This window comes from Clostridioides sp. GD02367, assembly GCF_045900275.1.
In the GTDB taxonomy this organism is placed as follows: domain Bacteria; phylum Bacillota; class Clostridia; order Peptostreptococcales; family Peptostreptococcaceae; genus Clostridioides; species Clostridioides difficile_A.
Map to the genome: position 1 here is coordinate 13,007 of NZ_JBJODK010000003.1, position 16,796 is coordinate 29,802.

Annotated in this window: 15 protein-coding genes; 13 read left to right on the plus strand and 2 right to left on the minus strand. The window is 27.1% G+C overall.

Annotated elements, in window-relative coordinates; translation table 11 throughout:
• The first annotated feature begins 62 nt into the window (after nt 1–62).
• From Q3223_RS04080 to Q3223_RS04115, 8 genes are all read left to right on the plus strand, one after another.
• A complete protein-coding gene (locus Q3223_RS04080) occupies nt 63–848 on the plus strand; it encodes an FAD binding domain-containing protein (protein WP_054270529.1) in 786 nt (261 codons plus the stop codon).
• Nucleotides 849–850: 2 nt separating this feature from the next.
• A complete protein-coding gene (locus Q3223_RS04085) occupies nt 851–3,157 on the plus strand; it encodes a xanthine dehydrogenase family protein molybdopterin-binding subunit (protein ID WP_054270528.1) in 2,307 nt (768 codons plus the stop codon).
• A gap of 138 nt (nt 3,158–3,295) precedes the next feature.
• Nucleotides 3,296–4,573, plus strand: coding sequence for an RNA-guided endonuclease TnpB family protein (locus Q3223_RS04090; RefSeq protein ID WP_054270527.1), 1,278 nt, complete (start codon nt 3,296–3,298; stop codon nt 4,571–4,573).
• A gap of 183 nt (nt 4,574–4,756) precedes the next feature.
• On the plus strand, nt 4,757–5,479 hold the full coding sequence (yqeC, locus tag Q3223_RS04095; RefSeq protein ID WP_054270526.1) for a selenium cofactor biosynthesis protein YqeC: 723 nt from the start codon (nt 4,757–4,759) through the stop codon (nt 5,477–5,479).
• A gap of 105 nt (nt 5,480–5,584) precedes the next feature.
• On the plus strand, nt 5,585–6,154 hold the full coding sequence (mocA, locus tag Q3223_RS04100) for a molybdenum cofactor cytidylyltransferase (protein ID WP_054270525.1): 570 nt from the start codon (nt 5,585–5,587) through the stop codon (nt 6,152–6,154).
• Nucleotides 6,151–7,170 (plus strand): molybdopterin-binding protein, encoded by a 1,020-nt coding sequence (locus tag Q3223_RS04105; RefSeq protein ID WP_054270524.1) that lies wholly within the window; start codon nt 6,151–6,153, stop codon nt 7,168–7,170. The genes mocA and Q3223_RS04105 overlap by 4 nt, the downstream gene beginning before the upstream one ends.
• A gap of 336 nt (nt 7,171–7,506) precedes the next feature.
• Nucleotides 7,507–9,132, plus strand: a complete 1,626-nt coding sequence (locus Q3223_RS04110; RefSeq protein ID WP_407811673.1) for an ABC-F family ATP-binding cassette domain-containing protein — start codon at nt 7,507–7,509, stop codon at nt 9,130–9,132.
• A gap of 311 nt (nt 9,133–9,443) precedes the next feature.
• On the plus strand, nt 9,444–9,920 hold the full coding sequence (locus Q3223_RS04115) for a hypothetical protein (RefSeq protein ID WP_223153387.1): 477 nt from the start codon (nt 9,444–9,446) through the stop codon (nt 9,918–9,920).
• 241 nt (nt 9,921–10,161) lie between these two features.
• Here Q3223_RS04115 and Q3223_RS04120 read toward each other — a convergent pair whose 3' ends face one another.
• Nucleotides 10,162–11,274 carry a site-specific integrase gene (locus tag Q3223_RS04120; protein ID WP_054270521.1) on the minus strand — a complete coding sequence of 371 codons (1,113 nt, stop codon included), beginning with the start codon at nt 11,272–11,274 and terminating at the stop codon, nt 10,162–10,164.
• Between the two features lie 343 nt (nt 11,275–11,617).
• Here Q3223_RS04120 and Q3223_RS04125 point away from each other — a divergent pair, with 343 nt between their 5' ends.
• Nucleotides 11,618–11,995: a BlaI/MecI/CopY family transcriptional regulator gene (locus Q3223_RS04125; protein ID WP_054270520.1), complete on the plus strand. Its 378-nt coding sequence runs from the start codon at nt 11,618–11,620 to the stop codon at nt 11,993–11,995.
• Between the two features lie 593 nt (nt 11,996–12,588).
• Here Q3223_RS04125 and Q3223_RS04130 read toward each other — a convergent pair.
• Complete coding sequence (locus Q3223_RS04130) at nt 12,589–12,852, minus strand: hypothetical protein (protein ID WP_054270519.1); 264 nt, start codon at nt 12,850–12,852, stop codon at nt 12,589–12,591.
• A 317-nt stretch (nt 12,853–13,169) separates the two neighbouring features.
• On the opposite strand from Q3223_RS04130, the gene Q3223_RS04135 reads away from it, so the two are divergent.
• The 4 genes from Q3223_RS04135 to Q3223_RS04150 all read left to right on the plus strand — a co-directional run bounded on the left by Q3223_RS04135 (nt 13,170) and on the right by Q3223_RS04150 (nt 16,740).
• Nucleotides 13,170–13,745, plus strand: coding sequence for a hypothetical protein (locus tag Q3223_RS04135; protein WP_054270518.1), 576 nt, complete (start codon nt 13,170–13,172; stop codon nt 13,743–13,745).
• A 97-nt stretch (nt 13,746–13,842) separates the two neighbouring features.
• Entirely contained in the window at nt 13,843–14,841 is a 999-nt protein-coding gene (locus Q3223_RS04140) for a DUF4003 domain-containing protein (RefSeq protein WP_054270517.1), read from the plus strand.
• A gap of 334 nt (nt 14,842–15,175) precedes the next feature.
• Nucleotides 15,176–15,814 (plus strand): lactate utilization protein, encoded by a 639-nt coding sequence (locus Q3223_RS04145; protein ID WP_054270516.1) that lies wholly within the window; start codon nt 15,176–15,178, stop codon nt 15,812–15,814.
• A 26-nt stretch (nt 15,815–15,840) separates the two neighbouring features.
• Nucleotides 15,841–16,740, plus strand: coding sequence for a YegS/Rv2252/BmrU family lipid kinase (locus Q3223_RS04150; RefSeq protein ID WP_054270515.1), 900 nt, complete (start codon nt 15,841–15,843; stop codon nt 16,738–16,740).
• Nucleotides 16,741–16,796 lie beyond the last annotated feature (56 nt).

Here is a 16,796-nt window from a genome sequence, read left to right on the forward strand (position 1 = left end):
ATAAATTAAAAGATAGATTTAAAAGTTTCAATTTTTAATAAGTATGATGACAGGGGGATAAGATGGTTACTATAAAAGAATATACAGTTCCAGAAAGCTTAGAAGAAGCATATAAAATTTTAACTTCTAAAAAGAATAATGTTATTCTAGGTGGGTGCGGATTTATAAAATTAAGTAATAAGAATATAGGAACAGCCATAGATTTAAAGGCGATAAATCTAAATTATATAAGGGAAGATGAGAAAAATATTCTTATAGGTGCAGATACATCTCTTAGAAGTTTAGAAATTGATAAAACTATTAAAAATTACTGTAGTGGAATAGTTTCAAGTGCTGTTTCTAATATAGTAGGAGTTCAATTTAGACAAGGTGTTAGAATTGGTGCTAGTGTATTTTCAAAGTACGGTTTTTCTGATTTAATACCAGCACTTTTAGTTGTTGGAGCAAAGGTAAGATTATACAAAGAAGGAGTCTTAGAATTAAATGAGTTTTTAGATAATAAGTTAAGTAAAGACATATTAGTTGAGGTAATACTTCCAAAAAGAGATGCAATAGCTGTTTTTGATTCAATAAGAAAATGTACAGGAGATTTTCCTATATTAAACTCAGCCATGTTGAAAGAAAATAATACTTACAAAATAGCAATTGGAGCGAGACCTCAAAGGGCAAAAATAGCTCTTGGAGCAAGTACTATATTAAGTGAAGAAAAAGATATAGATAAGGCATCTATTATTGCAAGTGAGGAATTAACTTATGGAAGTAATATGAGAGCTAGTAAAGATTATAGAATAGACATGGCAAGTGCACTAGTTAAAAGGATGTATAATGTTATTGAGGGAGGAAACTAATAATGATTACTAAGGGGATAAGAAAGATAGATAGTACAGCCATTGTTACAGGGAAGCCTCTATATACTGAAGACCTCATCATGCATAAAGATGTTTTGACATTAAAATTACTTAGAAGTCCACATGCACATGCAAAAATAAAGAATATAGATACATCAAAAGCTGAAAAAATTCCAGGTGTTGTGGGCATTTATACTTATAAAGATGTACCACAAGTTAGATATTGTGTTCCAGGTCAAACAGAGCCAGAAGCATCTCCTTATGACAGAGTTTTGCTTGAAGATACAGTTAGATTTGTTGGTGATGAAGTGGCATTAGTGGCAGCAGAAGATGAAAAAACAGCACTTAAAGCGTTGAAGATGATAAAGGTAGATTATGAAATTTTAAAACCTGTGTTTAATGCAAAGGAAGCAGAAGGAAATGAGGTTGTTATACATCCAGAAGACGATATAGTAGAGCCATACCCTTTTGGATTGGATGCAAAAAATAATATAGTATCTAAAGAGTTTTTTGAATTTGGAGATGTTGAAGCAAAACTTGAAGAAAGTGACTTTGTGGTTGAAGCTTCATATAAAACTCAAAGTCAATCGCATTGTATGATGGAAACTCATAGGTCTTATTCATACAAGGATATAAATGATAGGATTGTTGTAGTTTCATCATTACAATCACCACATAATGTAAAGAGAATACTTAGAAAAGTACTTGGCATACCATCTTCAAAAATAAGGGTGATAAAGCCTAGAATAGGTGGCGGCTTTGGAGGAAAGAATATAGCAGCTACAGATATATTCACTGCATTCGTTACTATGAAAACTGGTAGACCGGCAAAATTCGTTTTTACAAGAGGTGAAACTTTTGTAGGCTCTAATAGTAGACATGAAATGTTTTTTGATGTTAGAGTGGGTGCAGATAAAGAAGGAAATTTAAAGGCAATAGAATTAAAATCATTAAATAATACGGGTGCTTATGGTGGTAATGGTGTTTCTGTTTCTTCCGAATCTGGACATAATACATTACCAATATACAATGATATTGATGCTGTTAGATTTGATGCTAGAACAGTTTATACTAATAGGTTACCAGCAGGAGCTCTTAGAGGATATGGTGCTACACAAGGAATATTTGCAATAGATAGTGCTATTGATGAATTAGCCAATAAGATTGGAATGGACCCGCTTGAATTTAGAGTTAAAAATATAATAGATAGATACACTACTGGAAAAGCAGCTGAAGAAGAAATATTAAGTTGTGAGTTAAAACAATGTATAGAAAAAGGTAAAAAATTAATAAATTGGGATGCTAAGTATCCATGTAAAGATATAGGAAATAACAAGGTAAGAGCAGTAGGTATGGCAGTTGCAAATCATGGTTCTGGTATACCACGTGTAGATATGGCAACAGTGACTATACGCATGGATGAAGATGGAACATACAAGTTGTTATCTGGTCTTGCTGATTTAGGTCAAGGAGCTGATACAATTCAAGCACAAATTGCTGCTGAAACTTTGAATACTACTGTAGATAGAATATCTGTTTATACGGGGGACTCAGATTTATGTCCATATGATACAGGAGCATTTGCTTCTTGTACAACAACAGTTACAGGAAATGCAACTATAAAGACAGCAAATAAATTAAAAGAAATATTACTTTCAGTGGCAGAATTAAAGCTAGGATTTAAAAAAGAAGATTTAGAGTTGGGAAAAGATAGAGTTTTTGTTAAAAATGATAATAGTAAATTTGTGTTATTGGAAGAATTAGGTAGGGAATCAGTAGGAGGCATAGGCTTTGCTAGTGATGATGTGCCAGTAGTCTTGGAAGCGACAGAGTCTTTTGGTATGTTAAAAAGAATAAAACCATTTATAGCAGGATTTGCAGAGATAGAATTAGATAAAAATACAGGTGAATATAAGGTAATAAATTTTGCATGTGTACCTGATTGTGGAACTGTTATAAATCCAACTTTAGCTAGAATACAAGTAGAAGGTGGAGTAATGATGGGTATAGGGTTTGCAATGTATGAAGACCCTAGATTTGATAAAGATGGAAGATTATTAACAGATAGTTTTTTACAATACAAAGTTCCTACAAAAAAAGAAGTAGGAAATATATTGGTAGATTTTGCTGACAATTTCGACCCAGGAGGCCCTTATGGTGCTAAATCATTAGGAGAGATAGTAATACATACACCAGCTCCTGCAATAGCAAATGCAATATTCAATGCTACTGGAGTTCGTATGAGAGAGCTTCCTATGACATTTGAAAAAGTTTATATGGGAATGAAAAACAATAACAAACCATTATAATATGTAATATAATATATAAAAATATGTAAATTTAAATTATTTTGTAAAATAAAGTAACTAAATAGACATTATATATGGCGTTTTGTAAAAATACCATATATAATGTCTAGTAGAGTATATTCTAAAGGAGGTGAGTTTATGCCAAGTAGAATAAAAAATATACACTATGGAACTCAAAGACAACAATTAAAAAACTTAACTAAAAAAGAATATCAAGCTCTACGAGAGATGTGCTTCTTAGCAAAAAACTTATATAATGTTGGGACATACAATGTTAGACAACACTATTTTAATCAAGGAGAACATCTTAACTATGAAGCCAACTATCATGTATGTAAAGAAAATGAAAATTATAAGCTTCTCAATAGTAATATAGCTCAACAGATATTAAAAGAAGTTGATAGTTCGTTTAGGTCTTTTTTTGGATTAATCAAATTAGCTAAAGAAGGTAAGTATGATTTTAGAGGAATAAAATCACCTAAATACCTTGATAAGGAAGGATTCTTTAGTATAATAATAGGTCAAATAAGAATTAAAGAAGATGGCATTCTAAATATACCCATGTCTCCAGCATTTAAAAAATTATATGGGAAAGTAAGTATAAAAGTTCCTCAAAATATATTAGAAAAAAAGATTAAAGAAATAAGAATAATACCTAAACATAAGGCTAGGTTCTTTGAAATTCAGTATTGTTATGAGATACCGAAATCAGAGGAAGTTTCAAATCAAAAAAATGCACTAGCTATAGATTTAGGTTTAGAAAACTTATGTACATGTGTTACAAATTTAGGTGATAGTTTTATCATAGATGGAAAAAGGCTTAAATCTGTGAATCAATGGGCAAATAAACAGAATGATAAAATAGAAGCTTTAAAATTAAAAAAGAATGTAACAGCAATTACAAGAAAGCAATTTAAAGTCTGGAATAAAAGGAATAATCAAGTTAAGGATTATGTAAATAAAACTTGTTTTTACATAATTGATTACTGTATAAAAAATAATATTGGAAACTTAATAGTAGGATATAATGCTAAATTAGAGAAAAGTGATAATGTGGAGAGGAAAATATATAGAAATTTTATAAGAATTCCTTTTGGAGAGATAAAAGGAAAGTTAGAATATCTATGCAAAATAAAAAATATTAATTTTATTAGACAAGAAGAAAGTTATACTAGTAAATCTGACTTTTTTGCTGATGATTTTCTGCCTGATATCAATTTGGATAATGCACAAAAATATGATTTTAAGGGAGAAAGAATAACTCGAGGTCAATATAAATCCAGTGTTGGTATGATTATAAATGCAGATGTAAATGCTAGTCTTAATATATTAAAAAAATCACAAATAGTTGACTTATCCAAGTTGAAGGATAATCCTCAAATATTAAAACAACCACAAAGAATAAGAATATCTTAATTATATTTAAAAGATAAACTGATAGCGTAGGCTTACAGCTTAGCGGCGAATTGGATCCGCCTTGTTGTTTACAACAGAATCTATTTACTTTCGAGTTTATGGAATTTCAAAAATCACTTTTACTAAAAAAGTTTAATTATAAAAAATTAAGAGATTAAAAAATTAGTTACAAGAGGTGAAAGTGTGGAATTATCAAATATAATAGGAAAGAACGAAATAATAACTGTAGTTGGAGCAGGAGGTAAAACTTCATTTATAAACTATTTTGCAGATTTTTATAGATGTAAATTAAGAGTTCTTCTTACAACAACAACTAAAATATATGTACCAGATAATTATGAAAATATAATTATGACAATAGATGGAACTGTTATTCCATCTATTTGTCATGGAGTAACAGTATGTGGAAGCTATATAAATAATGAAAATAAAATAGTAGGTATTGATTCATCTATTTTGGATGAAATTGTAGATAAATTTGATATAGTCTTAATAGAGGGAGATGGTTCAAAGAAAAAAAGACTTAAAGGTTGGAATGATAATGAACCAGTAGTATATCACAAAACTACAAAAACTGTAGGAATATTAGATATAACCTCATTTGGAATGAATATTAATGAAGAAAACATACACAGATTAGACCTATTTAAAAAAATAGTAAATTTAGATACATATAATACTAACAATGATTCTACAGTAAATCTCGAAAATTTAAAAAATATAGTATTAAATCCAAATGGTTTATTTAAAAACTATTGTGGAGAAAAAATATTATTCATCAATAAAGTTGAAGATGAAAAATATAAAAAATTAGCTATAGAATTAATAAAAAGTATTAAAGAAGATGAAAGTAAAATGGAGATATTTTATGGAAGTATAAAACAAAAGTTTTGTACAAGATATTGAAGTATTAAAATAGTTTATATGATATTATATATATAGATAATATCAATAGTGATATTATAAAATCATAGAACTATCAATACATTATAAATACCAAGGATGATATATATGATAAATGCAGTAATAATGGCATCGGGCTTTGCCAGAAGAATGGGAACGAATAAACTTTTATTAGATTATAAAGGATGTTCTATAATAGAACATGTATTAAAAGCAGTTAGTAAAATTAATTTTCATCAAGTTGTAGTTGTAAGTCAATACAAAGAAGTTTCATTGTTGTGTAATAAATATGGTTTTAAATATGTGGATAATAAAAATGCAAATATAGGTCAGAGCGAATCCATAAAATTAGGTATTTTAAACAGTTCAAAATGTGATGGCTACATGTTTTTTGTAGGAGACCAGCCATTTATTGATAGTTTATATATAGATAAAATTATAAATACTTTTAAATTAGATAGAGATTTTATAGTAATTCCACGATGTAAAGATGTATGTGGAAATCCAGTTATATTCCCATACAGCAAAAAAGAAGAATTATTGGCACTTAAAGAAGATGAAAAAGGTAAAACCGTTTTAAAAAATGCATCAAAAATAAAGTATGTAGAAGTTCCTAGAGAAATATTATTAGATATTGATACAAAAACGGACTATGAAAGAATTGGGGGTAAATTATGAAGTTAATAAAAACTATAGATGCTATTGGACAAGTTTTATGTCATGACATAACTCAAATAATACCTGGAGAATTTAAAGGAAGAAAGTTTAAAAAAGGTCATGTAGTAAAAGAAGAAGACATTCCAGTTTTATTATCTCTTGGTAAAGATAATTTGTATGTATGGGAAAAATCAGAAGGCATGATTCATGAAAATGAAGGTGCACTATTTTTAAAAGAATTAACTGCTGGAGAAAATTTAAATTTTAGTGAAATAAAAGAAGGAAAGATAGATTTTATAGCTGCCTGTGATGGGCTTTTAAAGATAGATGTTGATGCACTTTTTGATTTGAATTGTGTCGGTGAAATAATGATGGCTACTCTTCATAATAATTTTATAGTAAATAAAGGTCTGAAAGTAGCTGGAACAAGAGTTATACCTCTAGTCATAGATGAGAAAAAATTAGAAGAGGCAAGAAAAGTAGTTGGAAATAGAAAAATAGTAAATGTAGTGCCCTTTAAACCTAAGAAAGTAGGGATTGTTACTACTGGAAATGAAGTATTCTATAGTCGAATTGTTGACAAATTTGGACCAGTGATAGAAGAAAAAGTAAAGGGCTTTGGATGTGAGGTTATAGGACAAACTATATGTCCAGATGATAAAGAAATTATAAAAAATGCAATAAAAGAATTTATAAGTCAGGGGGCAGAACTTATCTGCTGTACTGGTGGTATGAGTGTAGACCCAGATGATGTCACACCAACAGCAATAAAAGAAACTGGAGCTGATTTGGTAACATATGGGTCACCAATATTGCCAGGAGCAATGTTTTTACTTGCTTACTATGGAGAAGTTCCAATTATGGGTATACCAGGGTGCGCAATGTATCATAAAACTACAGTATTTGACATAGTTCTATCTAGAGTCTTGATTGATGAAAAACTTGATAAGTATGATATAGCTAGATATGGTCATGGAGGACTTTGTATGAACTGTGATGTATGTACTTACCCTGCATGTAATTTTGCTAAAATATAAAGATATTAGAAAAGAGTATTTACAAATTAAGTACTCTTTTTAAATATGAAACAAAACAAACTAAAATACTTTATAAAAAGTATAATTGGTTTATAAGCTATAATAAAGTAATTACAGTATGTAAAAGAATGAATAAAGTTGCAATTTAATTTCTTTATAAGTATAATATAATAGATTGTTAATTTTTATAAATTTACAACTTGTAGTATACCTTAAATAAATATTTCACTAACTTAGTATAAAAAATATACTGTTTAAGTGATAATAGATAATAAAAGTGTTATCAAAATTTTATGATAAAATAAATTATGAGCAAAAAGAAAGGAAAATATATTAATGTTACAAGTTACAGGTGTTGGACTTAGATTTGGTGATAAGGAATTATTTAAAGATGTTAACTTAAAATTCACTAAAGGGAATTGCTACGGAATAATAGGAGCTAATGGTGCGGGAAAATCTACTTTTTTAAAAATATTATCAGGAGAGATAGAGCCAAATACAGGTAGTATATCTATAACTGATAAAGAAAGAATGTCAGTTTTAAAACAGGACCACTTCGAATATGAAGAAGAAACTGTGTTAAATGTTGTCATAAGAGGGCATGAGAGACTTTGGAACATAATGAAAGAAAAAGATACCTTATATATGAAGGAAGATTTCAATGAAGAAGATGGAATCAAAGCTGCTGAACTTGAGGGAGAGTTTGCGGAACTTGATGGATGGGATGCAGAAACTAATGCTGAGAAAATACTTATGGGTCTTGGTATAACTAAAGATATGCATTACAAGCAAATGAAAGAATTAGTTGGTGGGGAAAAGGTTAAGGTATTGTTAGCACAATCACTTTTTGGTAAGCCTGAAATACTATTAATGGACGAGCCTACTAACCACTTAGATTTTAAATCAATAAACTGGTTAAATAATTTTATTATGGATTTAGAAGAGTCTATAGTTATAATAGTATCGCATGATAGACATTTCTTAAATCAAATATGTACTAATATAGTTGATGTAGATTTTGGTAAAATACAAATGTATGTTGGAAACTATGACTTCTGGTATGAATCAAGTCAATTAGCTTTACAACTTGCTAAGGACCAAAATAAAAAGACTGAAGAAAAGATAGCTCAATTAAAGGAATTCATAGCTAGATTTAGCTCTAATGCTTCAAAGGCTAAGCAAGCTACATCAAGAAAGAAACAATTGGATAAATTAGAAGTTGAAGATATACAACCATCAAGAAGAAGATATCCATATGTAGGGTTTACACCTGCTAGAGAAATTGGTAATGAAGTTTTAGAAGTACACAATTTGACTAAAACTATAGATGGAGTAAAAGTTCTTGATGATGTATCATTTAGATTGGATAGAGATGACAAAGTAGTATTTATGGGTGATGAAATAGCTACTACTGCTCTTTTAAATATAGTTATGGGAGAACTTGAACCAGATAGTGGAGAGTATAAGTGGGGAGTAACTACTTCTCAAGATTATCTTCCAAAGAATCATAATAAGTTTTTTGATGGAGTAGAATATTCCTTAGTTGACTGGCTTAGACAATTCTCTGAAGAAAAAAGTGAGAGCTTTATAAGAGGATTTTTAGGTAGAATGTTATTCTCTGGAGAAGAAGCTTTAAAAGAAGCTCAAGTTATATCTGGAGGAGAAAAAGTTAGATGCATGCTTAGTAAGCTAATGCTTTCAAATGCAAACGTACTTGTTCTAGATGACCCTACTAACCACTTAGACCTAGAAAGTATAACTTCTGTTAATAAAGGACTTGAGAAGTTCCCTGGAGTGCTTTTATTTACTTCTCATGACCATGAGTTTATATCTACTATAGCAAATAGAATTATAGAGATAACTCCAAACGGAATAATGGATAGAAAGATGGACTTTGATGAGTATTTAGAAAGTAAAGAAATACAAGACCAATTAGCTAAAATGTATGGAAAAAGTAAATAAATTATTAATGTAAATATTATCATTTTACAAATTTAATTGTTAGTATAAAACCTTTTAATATTTGAGAACATGCTATGTACAAGTGTGTAAGTTTTTAATCAAATATTAGGAGGTTTTTTATGTTATTAAAATATATGAAACAATAAAAGTATAGTGTCAGAAAGAGAAGTATGAACTCAATTAAATATATATAAATGGATTATAAATTGTGTTTGTTATTAGAATAATGTATTTCTTTGTATCTTAAGAGTTTAAATATACTATAGTAGATGCTATAATAAAAATAAAAAATGTTTTAGGGGGGATATATTATGTTTAAGAAAAAATTAGTAACTATAGTAATGAGTTTAGCTATGATTAGTGTAGGTAATTTTTCATATGCTCATTCAGGAGGACATAGTTCATCAGGAAATCATCATAACAAAAATAAAGCTGAATTAAGACATTATTATTGCGGAGGACATTCAGCACACCTACATAATAATGGAGCATGTCCTTATGCTAGTATAGAAGGAAATTATGAAGCAACAACATCTTCAGTACATAATGGAAAAAATCATAAAAATTATGTTGCAGAAAAAGGGTATAATAAAGGTTATAAAGATGGGTGCAAGGGAAATTATAATTTAGGTCTTGCAGGATTCAAACCTGATAATACATATGAAAAAGAAATTTTAAAAAATGCTTATGAAAAAGGATATTTAACTGGACATAATGAATACAAAGCGAAAAAGGTAGATGATGTAATGAAGAAGATGCTAGATATTCCAATGTTAACTAGCATATAATAAAATAGTATTTTAAAAGACATCTTTTATAAGAAAGTATATTTTTTATTACAAAAATATAAACTTTTATAGAAAAAGTATTATTGATAATTTTAATAAAGTGAAACAAAAAAATTATTTAGATGTTGTCAATTAGAGATAGATACATTTAATATTATAAAAATGAAGATAATAAAACTTGTATTAGTTCATCAATTGATATTTTAATGAATCTATCTCAATAGACTAAGCTAATTTAATCTTAATTAGCATTAAATAAACTTTCAGAAATTTTATCAGAAGCTTCTTTATCCATTTCTTTAAGGACGTGAGAATAAACACTTAAGGTAGTATTTATGTTTGAATGTCCAACTCTTTCAGATATAACTTTTATAGGTACCTTAGAATTTATAAGTAAAGTAACATGTGAATGTCTTAAATCATGGAATCTAATATGAGGTAAATCATTTTTTTCTAAAAATCTTTTAAATCTTTTACTCATAACATCTTCAGCAATAGGTTCACACTTCTTATTAAAAAATAACAAATTACTACTATTTCTAGTAGAAGATTTTAATAAATTTTTATTTTGCTTTATTTTATGCTCTCTTAACAAAGATATTAATTCTTTTGGAGCTGATATTTTTCTAACAGAGTTTTCTGTCTTTGGTTCTTTAAGAATTACAGAACCATTAATTCGAGATGTTATCTTGTTTACTGTTATTGTATTTTCTTCAAAATCAATATTGTCCCAAGTCAGACCTAAAACCTCTGAAATTCTCAGACCCAATCCAATTGCCAAATTAATAGGTAACTCCATATCTGTATCTTTTGCTAAATCTAATAATTTTATCATTTGCTCTCTATCATAAATTTCACTTTTAAATTTTTTATATCTTGGAGTCTCTATATTATCCATAATATTTTCTTTTATCAATTTGAGTCTATAAGCTCTCCTTATTGCAAGTTTCAATATATTTATATGAATCTTAATTGATTGAGGATTTAATTTATAAGATAGATTATCTATGTAATTTTGTATGTGAATAGGATGTAAGTCTTGTATTTTATATTTACCAATAGATGGATTAATGTAATTTTTACAAATACCAACGTAATTATTGTATGTAGCTAATGAAATATTTTCGTTGTATTTATTTAGAAAATCTAACATAAATTCTGAAACGGTAATCTCATTTGGAACTAAGAAACCATCTTTATATAAGCTTTCCTTTACCTCATTTAGTCTTTTACTTGCTTCTCTTTTTTTATCAAAGGTACCCATATTTTTTTGCTTCCTTTTGCCAGTATCTTCATCTGCAAATTCAAGATAAACAATATAGTTCTTATTTCTTTTTCTAATAAATGCATTCATATATAACCCACCAATCAAAATTTTATACATTTATTATAACATATATATACTCAAAAATAGTTTCTGAAATAAAGTTACATTTATTATAAAATATCATGTATATTTATTATAAAATGTATATATTATGTCAAATATTAGAATTTTAATTTAATAATCTGTTATACTTATAGAGAAAAGATATTTAATTTTTATATTAATAGATTATATGTTTGATTTATACTGAAAATATAAATTTTTTATATTAATAAAATTGGATTGAATATTTTAAATAAAACCTTTGACTCTAAAAGTCTATTAATATAGTATTTAATTATATATAAGTTTGAGAGGAGTGTAAAATCATATGACTATTACTAAGATACCACCAGCAGAATTAAAAGTCATGAAATTTATTTGGAGTTCAGATTTTACAGTAACATCAAAAGATGTCATTGAAGCTATGGAAAAACTATATGATTGGAAACAAACTACAACATTAACACTTTTATCAAGATTAGTAAATAAGAAATTCTTAAGTGCAAGAAAAATTGATAGACATACACACTATACAGTTCTTATTGGTGAAGAAGAGTATTTGCATTTTGAAACAAAAACTTTTCTAGATAATATGCATGGTAGTTCTATTGAGAGCTTTATGAAATCATTGTTCAAAAAGGGGGTAAATGAGGATGAATTAAATTCTGTTGAAGAATGGGTTAAAAATATTAAAAAAGATGAATAATTTAATGTAGTCAATTATAATAATTTTGGGTATATATTTTTATTAAGAATAAGATTACATAATTTTAAGTAAATTACATATTTTATATATTTGAATATATAAAAATAAATGGGTTGATAATGTCATGACAGAATTTATATGTTTTGTCTGCTTTTGATATGAATTTAATTGTCATAAAATAAATAGTTTTTATAATAATCAGTTAAATGAATATAATGTAAAGTGTTATGTGAAAAGTATAATTTTTTAGAAGTATTTTTATTTTGTTATTACAATGTTAATTTGATAAGTTTGGTGTAAAATCAAACCTATTAGAACTTAATTTTATACTAGACTTATAGTTAATATTAGCATAACCTGATACTAAGTATTAATTTATAAGTCAGAAGTTTTGTTCATTAATTGTGTAAATTAATTGTTTTAGATATATAAAAGGTATAATTTTATTTTTATTTTAATTACTTGTAGAGCTTAAAGTATATATTGGGTTATATTAAATATATTTATATTTATAAATTTGAGATAAATATTTAGATACATATTAGAAATTGTTAAAATAAAAAGTTCCTAGTTTTAGGAACTTTTTTATTTACTTAATATAAAGTGTGAGTTTTTGCTTCAGCAATAGCTCTTGCTGTACTCTTTTGTTTTTCAGTATTTTCTTTTTTATAAAAGTTAATCACTTCCTCTAAATCTTTATTTTCAATGTTATCTTTCTTATTTTCAAGAATATAGTTTACAATTGATTCATTTATCAAATCTGTCAAAATCTTATTTTCATCATTAGTTATCTTAGATATTTCTTGTACTAGAATTTCATTAACTTCTACTGTAATTTGTTTTGTATTTTTTATCATATTATTCACCTCTTAAAAAAATTATATCATCTCAAAAAAATAAAATCAATATGTTTTAAAATTATAGAATTTTAATTCTTAAATTCTAAAAAATAGAATCATTAAATAAAACTGATTTTAGGTATTAAAAGATTAATAAAATATATTTAAGCATAAAAGCTCTATTCTATATAAACCTAAGATAGAGGATTTATAAGGAGTTAAGGTGAATTAAATAGAAGACAACTTCTTAAAGCAAATGGGTGTGGTATTTAAATCTAAATGTAGACATATAATATTAAATATGCTAATATATCAAAATAATAAGGGGGGAATTTATGAAGCTTAAAGAAGCATTGATTACATGTGTTGTATGTAGTGTATGTTTAAGTCCATTATTGGTAAATGGAGAAACGAAAATAGATGCAGATCATTGTAAAGAATCTATAGTAAATATTGATACTATAGTAAAGTCTGGTAAAAGCTTTAATTCCAAATATAATCAAGGTATGAAAGACTATAAAAATAGTGATGAGTATAAGTTAAAAGTACAAAAAGAGAAGCTACAGAATCAGTTAGGAATTAAAATAAAAAAGTTAGTACCCATAACTTTTGAAGTAAGTTATTATACAAGTCTTAACCAAGAAAATGGATATGGAGCTATAACAGCTACAGGAGATGATTTAGAAGATGGTTTTGTGGCAAATAATCACTTGAGTTTTGGAACTAAGATTATTGTAGATGGGAAATTAAAAACTGTTATGGATAGGGGGTCTAGTAAGTATTTTAGTAATTCTAATGCAATAGATGTATTTGTGCCCAAATGGAGTAATGAAAGTGAATCAGAGTACTATGATAGAGTTAATAATATGGGAAGACATTATAAAAAAGGCTACATTATTGTTGAAGAATGATGCTTCTTAAAGTAATATGTGTTGATTGTATCGCTTAATAAATATATAATGAATATAAAACTATTAATACAATGAAATATATTACTGGGAGGACAATATGGAAGAATCTTTTATAAATGGAAAAGCAAACTTATTAGTAGAAAATTATAAGGCATTAAATGAGGTTAAAGGTTCTTGGCAAATGGGGTTAATCCAACATAGTTGTGCACTTGCATTTACCCTTAAGAATAAAAGAATAAGCCCTAGATTAGTAGAAGAGAGAATAGAGCTTATTAAAAAGAATACTGGATTATTCTCTAATTTTAGAGGATATAATATATTTTATATGGCAACACTACTTTCGTTTGAATCAAATCCAGAAAGTAGTTTTAAGATGATTTTGGAAATATATAAGGAACTTAAAAATGAAAAGTTTTGGGGCGATACATATTTACCACTTACAGCATCAATAGTCTACGAGAATAGAGAAAAAATGGATTATGTTACATGTATATCAAAGATGAAAACAATATATGAATATATGAGAAAAAAACATCCATTTTTAACATCTAGTGATGACTATTGTAATATAGCACTTATTGCAATTCATTCAAAAAATTTAGAAGAAGATTTAGAGTATATAGAACAATGTTACGAATTTCTAAATAAAAATGGTTTTTATAAAGGAAATGATTTACAAGCATTATCTCAAATTCTTTTATTTAGTGATGATAGAAGTATGGTTAAATGTAAAAAAACTATTGAACTTAAAAAAGCATTTAAAGAAAATGATTGTAAAATGAATTATTATGGATATCCAATAATAGGAGCAATTTCATTATTAGATTATAGAGAAGATGAAATAATAGAAAAGATAAAAAATGTATCAAATAAACTTAAAGAAGAAAAAGGTTTTGGAAATTGGTCTTTAGGAAAAAGTAATAGAGTGATGATTAGTTCTGCTATTGTAGCTTCTATTTATGCAGATTCTATACAAACTGAGAACAACATAGACTCTATAACTAATAATATATTTTTAAATATTGTTGTTGCTATACAAATTGCATGTGTAATGGCAGCAACAAGTGCAGCTATAGCATCTTCTTCATCAAATTAATAAAATATTGTTGGAGTTGAAGATTGTAAATTTAATAATACAATTTATATGTTTAAAAAAGAATATAATATTACTTTTAAACTAATTGTGATATTTGATGATATGAAACATATAATTAATATATAGATTTTAATAAATATATAATACTACATACAATATAGGGAAAGTGGAAGAAATGTATCTGCTTTCCTTTTTTGATTATAAATTTGAATAAATTTATGTAAAACTTATTCAAGTTTATATTGTATTTTTTTTTAGATGTACTAAAATAAACTTATAAAGAAAATAAAATTTATAACTAATTGATACTATTACAAACAAGGGGGAAGTTAAAATGGATCAAAATCTAAATTGGCTTAATGAAAAAAGAATAGAAAAAACGATAAAATCTCTAGAAAATAATAATATGAGAGGGCATTTAGTAAATAATAAAGAAGAACTTCTAAAAAAAATTGAAGAAATAGTTAAAGCAGGTTCTCTAGTAGGATGTGGAGGATCTATGACCTTATTTGAAACAGGGGTAATTGATTTTATAAGAGAAAAGTATGATTTTCTTGATAGATATGCAAAAGACATTAAACCAGAAGAAATGAAGGAAATATATAGAAAATCTTTTTCTGCAGATGCTTATTTTACAAGTACTAATGCAATAACAGAGAATGGAGAGCTTTACAATGTAGATGGAAATGGAAATAGAGTAGCTGCTATGATATATGGACCTGACAAAGTAATAGTTATAGCAGGAGTAAATAAAATAGTTAAGGATGTAGATGAAGCTATAAAAAGAACAAAAACGATAGCTGCTCCAGCTAATTGCAAAAGATTAAATACAAATACTGGATGTAAGACTACTGGCATATGTATAGATTGTTCAAGCCCAGGAAGAATATGTTGTAATTATACACTTATAAAGAGACAATTAGCACCAGAAAGAATACATGTAATTTTCTTAAACGAAGATTTTGGATATTAAAAGAATAAAATAAGTAGGGAGAAATAATGAAAAAAGTAAAACTTATATACAATCCTAATTCAGGTGAAAAAAAGATATTATCAAATTTGGACACAATTATAGAATTATATCAGGAGAGAAATTATTTATTGATACCCTATAGATTGAATATTAAAGAACCTGTAAAGAATGCATTTAAGGAAGTGGATAGTTCCTATGACCATATACTAATAGCAGGCGGTGATGGTACCATAGATTTAGTGGTAAATGCAATGAAAGAATTAGACATAAGAATCCCAGTTGGAATTTTACCTACAGGAACTGCAAATGATTTTTCAAATGCTCTTCAAATTTCATTCGATATAAAAGAAGCTATAAAGAAAATCATAAATTTAAAGCCGAGAAAAATAGACATAGGGAAAGTTAATAATAAGTACTTTATAAATGTGGCAAGTGCTGGTATGTTTACAGATGTATCACAAAGGATAAACACAGACTTAAAAAATTCATTTGGAAGAATTTCTTATTATATAAAGGGAATAGAAGAAGCATTGTATATGAGGAAGTTTAAGATAAAAGTATCTTCTAAAGAAATGTATTATGATGGAGATATGTATCTTATGTTGATTTTTAATGGCAAAACAGCAGGAAATATAAATCTAGCATACAAAGCTGAAATAGATGATGGTTATTTGGATGTAATTATTTTTAAAGGAATGCCAATTCCAAAATCAATACCAGTTTTGATAAGTGTGCTTAGAGGTGATTACTTAGATCAGTATAATGGAAATGAAATACTGTACTTTAAAACCAAAAAAGTATATATAGAATGTGAAGATTCCCTTATAACGGATATTGATGGAGAAAAGGGTCCAGATTTTCCTCTTAGCATAGAATGTATAAAAGATGGGATAGAGGTGATGGGAATTAGTAGTGAAAAAAGTTAATAATCTAGAGTAAATTGTGAAGACTCAAATAAAAAATTACTTCTAACTAAAGTTAT